The sequence below is a fragment of the Micromonospora sp. NPDC048843 genome (assembly GCF_040649965.1).
GTDB classification, from domain to species: domain Bacteria; phylum Actinomycetota; class Actinomycetes; order Mycobacteriales; family Micromonosporaceae; genus Micromonospora; species Micromonospora hortensis.
Map to the genome: position 1 here is coordinate 1 of NZ_JBEZGJ010000220.1, position 9,934 is coordinate 9,934.

Consider the following 9,934-nt stretch of genomic DNA (forward strand, 5'->3'; position numbering starts at 1 on the left):
TTGTTCGTCAACGGGGCTCGGGTTGATTGGGCCGCGTTGTTCGCCGGGTCGGGTGCCGGTCGGGTGGAGTTGCCCACCTATGCGTTCCAGAGGGAGCGGTTCTGGTTGATGCCGGCTTCGGTTGGTGGTGATCCGACCGGGTTCGGTCAGAGGGTGGTGGATCATCCGTTGTTGGGTGCGGCGGTGAGTCTGCCGGGTGGGCAGGGTGTGTTGTTGACCGGCCGGTTGTCTGTGCAGACGCATCCGTGGTTGGCCGATCATGCGGTTGCTGGTGTTGTTCTTTTGCCTGGCACGGCGTTTGTGGAACTTGCGATCAGGGCGGGTGACGAGGTCGGTTGCGACCGGATCGACGAGCTGGCTTTGGAGGTGCCGCTGCTGTTACCCGATCGCGGTGCTGTGGCGATCCAGGTACGGGTCGGTGAGGCGGATCAGGCTGGTCGCCGGCCGGTCAGCATTCATTCCCACCCTGATGACACGGAAGACTGGACACAACACGCCACCGGAACACTCACCACCACCAATGCGGGTAGCAGCGAGCCCTCGAACTGGCCGGACCTAGCAACCTGGCCACCCACCAACGCCACCCCCATCGACGTGGTTAATCACTACCCAAACATGGCCCAGGCAGGCTACGGGTACGGCCCGATGTTCCAGGGCCTGCGCGCCGCGTGGCGTCGCGGCGATGAGGTTTTCGCTGAGGTTGCCCTACCGGACGAGGCCTCCGAGCATGGACGGTACGGGATCCACCCTGCCCTATTGGATGCCGCAACCCATCCACTGGGCCTGCCCGAGCTGTTCGGCGCCGACCAGCCCCGGCTGCCATTTGCGTGGACAGGGATATCACTGCTAGCCGCAGGAGCGACGACCGTGCGGCTGCGCCTGACCCCATCTGGGGCCGACGCGGTCGCGGTAACCATCGCCGACGGCGCAGGCCGACCGGTGATGGAGGCGGAGTCGCTGGTGGTGCGCCCGGTGTCCACCGAACATCTCGAGCGGATGCGCAGCCGAGAGCAACTCGCGCTGCTGCGTCTGGAGTGGAACCCGGTGCTGGCTATCAAGGATTCCGCACCGAGTCGGTGGTTTGTGTTGGGCACGGAGTCGACGCCGGTCGCGGCTGTCTTGAGTGCCACCGGCACCTCGACCGAGACCATGCCCGACCTAGCGGCGGCTAGCGACGCCATTGGCAAGGGCGCGCCGCCACCGGATGCCATTGTCCTGTCCTGCCTCGGAGAGCCGGCCCTCGACCAGGAAATGGTCGGACAAGACCCCGCCGCCGTTTATGCGGCTGTGTCCCGGGTGCTGCATCTGGTACAGACCTGGCTCGCTGACTCCCGTTGGGCGTCAACCCGCCTCGTCGTGCTGACCAACGGCGCGGTGTCGACCAGCGCGGACGAGGACATCATCGACCTTGCACACGCCCCCCTTTGGGGCCTGATCCGCTCCGCGCAGGCCGAGCACCCGAACCGAATGCTCTTGCTCGACATAGATCATCCCGACGGCGCGGCTCTGCTGCCTGCCGCAGTCGGCGCTGGCGAACCACAACTGGCGGCGCGCCGTGGCCGCCTGCTGGCACCACGCATCGCCCAGACCAGTCGTGATGCGCTGACACCGCCGACCCGTGCTCCGTGGCGCCTCGACACGCAGGAGGCAGGCACGATCGATGGCTTGTCTCTCATCGCCTGTCCGGAGGTCACTCGACCGCTTCAGCCGGGGCAGGTCCGGATCGCGGTGCACGCCGCAGGGCTCAACTTCCGCGACGCGTTGATGGCCTTGGGGCTGTACCCCGGCGAGGCGGTCCTCGGCAGTGAAGCGGCCGGGGTGGTTACCGACGTGGGAGACGGCGTCGACGGGCTCCACATTGGCGACCGGGTCATGGGCTTGGTTCCGCACGCATTCGGGCCAATCGCCGTCACGGATCACCGAATGCTGGTGCGGATCCCGATCGGCTGGTCGTTCGAGCACGCCGCGGCCGTACCGGTGGCATTCCTGACCGCCTACTACGGGCTCTTCGTCCTTGCCCGGTTGCAGGAAGGTGAGTCCGTGCTGGTGCACGCCGCCGCCGGCGGCGTCGGCATGGCCGCCGTGCAACTGGCCCAGCATGCCGGCGCGGACGTGTTTGCCACCGCCAGCCCGGCGAAGTGGGACACGTTGCGGTCGTTGGGCCTGGACGACTTGCGCATCGCCTCCTCCCGAACCCAGGAATTCGAGCAGCGGTTTATAGCCGCATCCGGTGGGCGGGGCGTCGACGTGGTCCTCAACTCGCTCACCGGTGAGTTCATCGACTCCTCGGCACGCCTGCTGCCGCGGGGCGGCCAGTTCATCGAAATGGGCAAAGCGGATGTTCGTGATGCACGGCTGTTCACCGACCAACACCCTGGCGTGGCATACCAGACCTTCGACCTGATGCAAGCTGGGCCTGACCGCATACAGCACATGCTGACCCACATCGTCACCATGCTCGACGAGGGAAACCTTCAGCCGCTGCCCGTGACCACCTGGGGGATCCGCGACGCCAAGCAGGCCTTCCGGTTCATCAGCCAGGCTCGCCACGTCGGAAAGATCGTGCTGCGTGTACCCCCGCCCATCAACCCGTCTGGGACGGTTCTGATCACCGGCGGCACTGGGCAACTGGGCGGGCTAGTCGCGCGACACCTGGTCGCAGCGCACGGGGCACAGCATCTGATATTGGCAAGCCGCCGCGGCATCGACGCGGACGGTGCAGCGCAGTTGCAGGCCGAGCTTGCGGGACTGGGCGCCGAGGTCACCGTCGCCGCCTGCGACGCCGCAGACCGCCACGCCTTGGCGCGCCTACTAACGCACATCCCGGCCCAGCATCCCCTCACGGCTGTGATCCACACCGCCGGAGTTATCTCCGACGGGGTGATCGAATCGTTGACCGACGAGCAGCTCGCGACGGTGCTACGGCCGAAGGTCGACGCCGTGATAAGCCTGCATCAGCTCACCCAGGATTCCGACCTCGCGGCGTTCGTGATGTTCTCCTCCGCCTCTGGGGTCATAGGCAGCCCAGGGCAGAGCAACTACGCAGCGGCAAATACCTACCTGGATGCTCTAGCCGCCCACCGTCACACCTCTGGCCGTCCCGCTACCTCCATCGCCTGGGGCCTGTGGGCCCAGGACGGCGGCATGGCTGGCCACCTCCAGCACAGCGACCTAGCCAGGATGAGCCGGACCGGGATGAGCGCCCTGACCACAGAGCAGGCGTTAGACCTCTTCGACGCCGCGATCGTCTCCGGTGAGTCGACCGTCGTAGCGGCGCGGCTGGACGTGGCCCGCCTACGTGCCCAGGCGACAGCCGGGACCCTGTCGACCATCCTCCGAGGGCTGGCCGGCGCCCCGGCCCGTGCCACGGCTGCCACGGACACAGACACCGACAGCCTGGTGCGGCGCCTGACCACGGCATCCGAGCCGGAACAACACCGGATCCTGCTGGACCTCGTCCGTGACCACGCCGCCACGGTCCTGGGCCACCCGACAACAGACGACGTCGTCGCCGATCGAGGATTCATCGACCTCGGCTTCGACTCACTCACCGCGATCGAACTACGCAACCGGATAGCCACAGCTACCCAGGCACACCTTCCAGCCACCCTCATCTTCGACCATCCCACACCTGCCGCGCTCGCCAGCTACCTCGGGACCCACCTCACCGGCCAGCCCAACGGAGCACCTGATACCGGCGCAGACCCCGCAGAAGCCGAGATCCGCCACGCCATGGCCACCATTCCCCTGTCCGTCATTCGTCAGGCCGGCATCCTCGACACCCTCCTACAACTCGCCGGACACGACGGAACGACCCCACCCCAATCACCGAAGAGCGGCGACGTCGAAATCGACGGCATGGACATCTCCGACCTCATCCGATTGGCAAACGACACCGACACCGACACCGACAACGGCAGCGCCCGAGCCGAGGAGTGGAGCTCGCGATGACGGTAGACACGAACGAGGTGGTCTCAGCGCTGCGCACGTCGCTGAAGGAGACAGAACGGTTGCGGCGACAGAACCAGCAGCTCACCGCAGCCCTCACCGAACCTGTCGCCATCGTGGCGGTCGCCTGCCGGTTCCCCGGCGGCGCCCGTTCCGCATCCGACCTGTGGCAGCTGGTCGCCGACGGTACGGACGCGATCACCGAGTTCCCCGGCGACCGGGGCTGGGACGCAGAGCGCCTATACGACCCGGACCCGGACAGCCCCGGGAAGTCCTACACCCGCTACGGCGGATTCGTCGCCGACGTCGCGGGGTTCGACGCGGGACTGTTCGGCATTTCCCCGCGCGAGGCCATCGCCATGGATCCACAGCAGCGGCTGCTGCTGGAGACCTCGTGGGAGACCTTCGAACGCGCCGGTATTGACCCACACACGTTGCGCGGCACCCCAACCGGCGTGTTCGTCGGCGCCATCGAGACGGGTTACGGCAAGAACACCAAGGGCGCGCAGGGAACCGAAGGCTATGCGGTCACCGGTAGCGCTGCCAGCGTGATCTCCGGCCGGTTGGCGTACACGTTCGGGTTGGAAGGCCCAGCGGTCACGATCGACACCGCGTGTTCGTCGTCGCTGGTGGCTCTACACCTGGCGGCCCAGGCGTTACGCGGCGGCGAGTGCGATCTGGCCCTCGCAGGCGGGGTGACGGTGATGTCGACACCGAGGACATTCGTCGAGTTCAGCCGGCAGCGGGGGCTATCACCGGACGGGCGATGCAAGCCCTTCGCGGCGGCTGCGGATGGCACAGGCTGGGGTGAGGGTGTAGGCCTGCTGCTGGTCGAGCGGCTGGCGGACGCGAGACGCCATGGTCATCCGGTGTTGGCGGTGGTACGCGGCTCCGCAGTAAACCAGGACGGCGCCAGTAGCGGACTGACCGCCCCAAACGGCCCGTCCCAACAACGGGTGATCCGGCAGGCGCTGACCAACGCCCGGCTGTCTCCCGGTGATGTCGACGCTGTTGAGGCGCACGGCACCGGCACCACGTTGGGCGATCCAATCGAAGCTCAAGCGTTGCTGGCCACCTACGGCAGGGACCGGCCGGCGGATCGGCCCCTCTGGCTCGGGTCGGTGAAGTCGAACATCGGCCACACACAGGCGGCGGCCGGAGTTGCCGGTGTGATCAAAATGGTGGAAGCGCTCCGCCGGGGCCTGCTGCCCAAAACCTTGCACGTCGACGAGCCGTCCCCGCACGTGGACTGGACCGCCGGTGGGGTCGAGCTATTGACCGAAGCGCGGTCATGGCCGGAAACCGGCCGACCGCGAAGGGCTGCGGTGTCCTCGTTCGGAATCTCCGGCACCAACGCTCACATCATTCTCGAAGCAGTGTCGGACACCGAGCCAAGACGGCCACCGGCACTCGCAGCGCAGCACGCCGCCGCCGATGCCGTCACCCACGTGCGGCCGTGGGTGCTGTCAGCCCGGTCCATTCCCGCGCTGCGCGAGCAAGCGGCCCGCCTGCACGAACACGTGAGCACATTTCCGCAACTCACAACAGCAGACGTGGGCTGGTCTCTAGTAACAACGCGGGCGCACCTCGAGCATCGCGCCGTCCTGTTAGCCGAGGACCGCCAGGAACTCCTCGATGCTCTGAGGGCAGTGGCAGCCGACGAACCCGGCCTGAAGGGCGTCCAGGGCCGAGCCGCGGCGCAACCGAAGCCGGTATTTGTCTTCCCGGGTCAGGGCTCCCAATGGGCTGGCATGGCCGTCGACCTCCTGGACGACTCTCCGGTTTTCCGTGAACGATTGCACGCATGCGCGGATGCGCTCGCCCCTCACGTGGACTGGGACCTGCTCGACGTACTGCACGGCCGTTCCGAGACGGCGTCGCTGGATCGGGTCGATGTGGTGCAGCCGGCCCTGTTCGCCGTAATGGTGTCGTTGGCCGAGTTGTGGAAGTCGCACGGGCTGGTTCCGGCGGCGGTGGTGGGCCACTCGCAAGGAGAAATCGCTGCGGTATGCGCGGCCGGCGGGTTGTCCCTAACCGACGCGGCAAAGATCGTAGCGCTACGCAGTCAAGCCCTGAAGGCATTGTCGGACCGGGGTGGCATGGCGTCAGTCTCCCTTGCCCCGGCGACCCTAACGGCCAAGTTGGAGCCTTGGGCCAACCGGTTGACCCTTGCCGCGGTGAATGGCCCCATCTCATGTGTGGTTTCCGGTGATGTCGACGCGTTGGATGAGTTCCTGGCCGACTGCGAGGCCGAGGGAACTCGGGCGCGCAAAATCGCGGTGGACTACGCTTCACACTCTGTGCATGTGGACGTGCTCCGCGACGAACTGCTGGAGGCACTGCGGGAAATCACTCCTCGTTCGGCCGCGATTCCGTTCTTCTCCACGGTGACTGGCGGGTGGAAGGACACCGCCGAACTAGACGCGGAATATTGGTTTCGGAACTTGCGAGAGCCGGTCGGTTTCGAGGCGGCCACCCGGGCGCTACTGCAGCAGGGACACCGGCTGTTTGTCGAGGCTAGCCCACACCCGGTCTTAACCGTGGGTGTGCAAGAGACGATCGACGACCTTGAATTACCAGCGGTGGTGCTGGGATCGCTGCGCCGCGACGACGGCGGAATCGCCCGATTCACCCAGTCGTTGGCAGAAGCGTTCGTCAATGGGGCTCGGGTTGATTGGGCCGCGTTGTTCGCCGGGTCGGGTGCCGGTCGGGTGGAGTTGCCCACCTATGCGTTCCAGAGGGAGCGGTTCTGGTTGATGCCGGCTTCGGTTGGTGGTGATCCGACCGGGTTCGGTCAGAGGGTGGTGGATCATCCGTTGTTGGGTGCGGCGGTGAGTCTGCCGGGTGGGCAGGGTGTGTTGTTGACCGGCCGGTTGTCTGTGCAGACGCATCCGTGGTTGGCCGATCATGCGGTTGCTGGTGTTGTTCTTTTGCCTGGCACGGCGTTTGTGGAACTTGCGATCAGGGCGGGTGACGAGGTCGGTTGCGACCGGATCGACGAGCTGGCTTTGGAGGTGCCGCTGCTGTTACCCGATCGCGGTGCTGTGGCGATCCAGGTACGGGTCGGTGAGGCGGATCAGGCTGGTCGCCGGCCGGTCAGCATTCATTCCCACCCTGATGACACGGAAGACTGGACACAACACGCCACCGGAACACTCACCACCACCAATACAAACGCCGGCACACTGCCCGACGCGTCGGGCATAGAGGCATGGCCGCCTGTCGATGCCAGCATCGTTGACTTAAGCGGACACTACGAGGCCGTAGCCCAGGCGGGCTACGGATACGGGCCGACATTCCAGGGGCTACGCGCCGCGTGGCGACGTGGGGATGAGATCTTCGCCGAGGTCGTCCTACCAGAACCGGAGCGGGACCATGCGGGCCAGTTCGGGATTCACCCGGCCCTCCTGGACGCCGCGACACACCCGCTGGGACTACCCGGCATCTTCGGTAGCGATCAGCTCTGGCTGCCCTTCGCCTGGACGGGCGTGTCGCTGCTGGCCTCGCGCGCAACATCGGTGCGGGTACAGCTATCACCCACCGGCACCGACACGGTCGCCGTCACCATCGTCGACGGGGCTGGCCGGCTAGTCCTCAAGGCCGACTCACTAGCGATGCGACCGGCCTCAGCGCAGCAGCTCGAGCGCAAGCGCGGAAGCGCGAATGGCCCTTTACTCGCTCTTGAATGGACCACCGTGCCGGGCACCAGCACCGCCACTACCGGACGGTGGGCGGTGCTCGGAGAAGACCCAATGCGGGTCGCATCCGCGTTGATCGCAGCCGACATGGCGGTAGACAGCTATGCGGACCTCGCCGCGACGAACACGGCGGTCGACAATGGGGCGCCCTTACCGGACCTTTTGCTGCTCGCCGCGACCGATCATCCCGGTCTCACCCACAACACCGCTTCGGTGACTCAGGCCGTCCACCACGGTGTGGCACAAACGCTAGCGACGATCCAGGCCTGGCTGGCGGAGGACCGGTGGGCCTCATCACGCCTGACCGTACTGACCCACGAAGCCGTCTCCACCAGCGCGAACGAGCCAATCAGCGACCTTGTCGGCGCCAGCGCGTGGGGCCTCATCCGCTCGGCACAAACGGAGCACCCCAACCGGATCGTGCTGGTTGACCTTGACGTCGATGGCCTCGACTCCTCCGTGCGCGCCCTCCCGGCGGTGCTGGCCTCCAACCAACCACAGGTCGCCATTCGACAAGGCCAGATACGCACCCCCCGACTCGCCCCAATACGTGACGTACCCGACACCGAAACCCTCGTGCTCCATCCCACCGGAACCGTGTTGGTCACGGGTGGGACCGGCCAACTGGGTGGATTGGTAGCGCGGCACTTGGTCACCAAGTACGGGGTGCGGCGCTTGATCTTGACGAGTCGCCGCGGTATGCAGGCAAACGGATCACCCGCCTTAGTTGCCGAGCTGAGCGAGTTGGGTGCGGAGGTGTCGGTGATCGCGTGCGATGTGGCCGACCATAACGCTCTCGCACAACTGCTATCGACGATACCCACGCAACATCCGCTGACCGCTGTGGTGCACGCGGCCGGTGTCCTGGCCGATGGTGTGGTCGAGTCGATGACGCGTCAGCAGTTGGAAACGGTGTTACGCCCGAAGGTTGACGCGGCGGTCAACCTGCACGAGTTGACGCGGAACATTGATCTACGACTGTTCGTACTGTTCTCCTCGGCTGCTGGAATCTTGGGTGGCCCAGGGCAGGGCAACTACGCGGCGGCGAACGCGTTCTTAGATGCCGTGGCCATGCAACGTCAAGCACAAGGGCTTCCCGGCACGTCGATCGCCTGGGGCTTGTGGGAGCAGGCCAGCGGGATGACCGCCCACCTGCAGCAAAGCGATCTCGCGCGGGTGTCCCGGTCCGGTGTGACGGCGATGTCCACCGAGCAGGCCCTAGCCCTGTTTGACGCTGCGGTGGGCACCGGTGAGCCCTTGCTGGTCGCGGCCCGGTGGGACACCGGCCGGCTGCAAGCACAGGCGGAGGCCGGCACTATTCCGGCGATGTTGCGGGGACTCGCGCGGGCGCCGTCGCGGCCGCAGGCTGCGTCGGCAGCGGACGCCTCGGCTCTGGTACGGCGGCTGACAGGACTACCCGAGCAGGATCAGCAGCGGACCCTGCTTGAACTGGTCCGCAGTCAGGTGGCGACCGTACTCGGTCACAGCAGCGCGGACGGCGTCGACGTCACCCAGGCGTTCAAGGACCTCGGCTTCGACTCGCTGACCGCGGTCGAGTTTCGTAACCGGCTCGGCACGGCCACCGGGTTGCGGCTACCGGCGACCCTCGTATTCGACTACCCCACACCGACCGCCCTCGCCACCCACCTACGCACCCAAGTCCTCGGCACGCACCCCAAACCAGTCGCCGAACCGCCCCGCACCGCATCCGCAAACGACGACCTGATTGCGATTGTGGGTGTGGGGTGTCGTTTTCCGGGTGGTGTGCGGTCGGCTGAGGATTTGTGGCGGTTGGTGGTGACGGGTGGGGATGGGATTTCGGAGTTTCCGGGGGATCGGGGTTGGGATCTGGAGGGGTTGTATGACCCTGATCCTGATGCGTCGGGGAAGTCGTATACGCGTCATGGTGGGTTTGTTGATGATGCGGGTGGGTTCGACGCGGGTTTGTTTGGGGTTTCTCCGCGTGAGGCTTTGGCGATGGATCCGCAGCAGCGGTTGTTGTTGGAGACGTCGTGGGAGGTGTTCGAGCGGGCGGGTGTGGATCCGTTGTCGTTGCGGGGGAGCGCGACGGGGGTGTTTATCGGGGCGATGGGGTCGGAGTATGGGCGGCATACGGCGCCTGGGGAGAGCGTGGAGGGTTTCGCGGTTACGGGTAGTGCGGCGAGTGTGATTTCGGGGCGGTTGTCGTACACGTTTGGGTTGGAGGGCCCGGCGGTGACGGTGGATACGGCGTGTTCGTCGTCGTTGGTGGCGTTGCATTTGGCGGCGCAGGCGTTGCGGGCGGGTGA

The 9,934-nt window shown here is 66.3% G+C and carries 2 protein-coding genes; both read left to right on the plus strand.

Annotation, left to right across the window (positions count from 1 at the left end; all coding sequences use genetic code 11):
* The first annotated feature begins 63 nt into the window (after nucleotides 1-63).
* A complete protein-coding gene (locus AB0C20_RS32290; protein ID WP_357569409.1) occupies nucleotides 64-3,951 on the plus strand; it encodes an SDR family NAD(P)-dependent oxidoreductase in 3,888 nt (1,295 codons plus the stop codon).
* Nucleotides 3,948-9,934 (plus strand): type I polyketide synthase (locus AB0C20_RS32295; protein ID WP_357569411.1); only part of this gene is annotated, 5,987 nt, incomplete at its 3' end. The genes AB0C20_RS32290 and AB0C20_RS32295, both read left to right, overlap by 4 nt.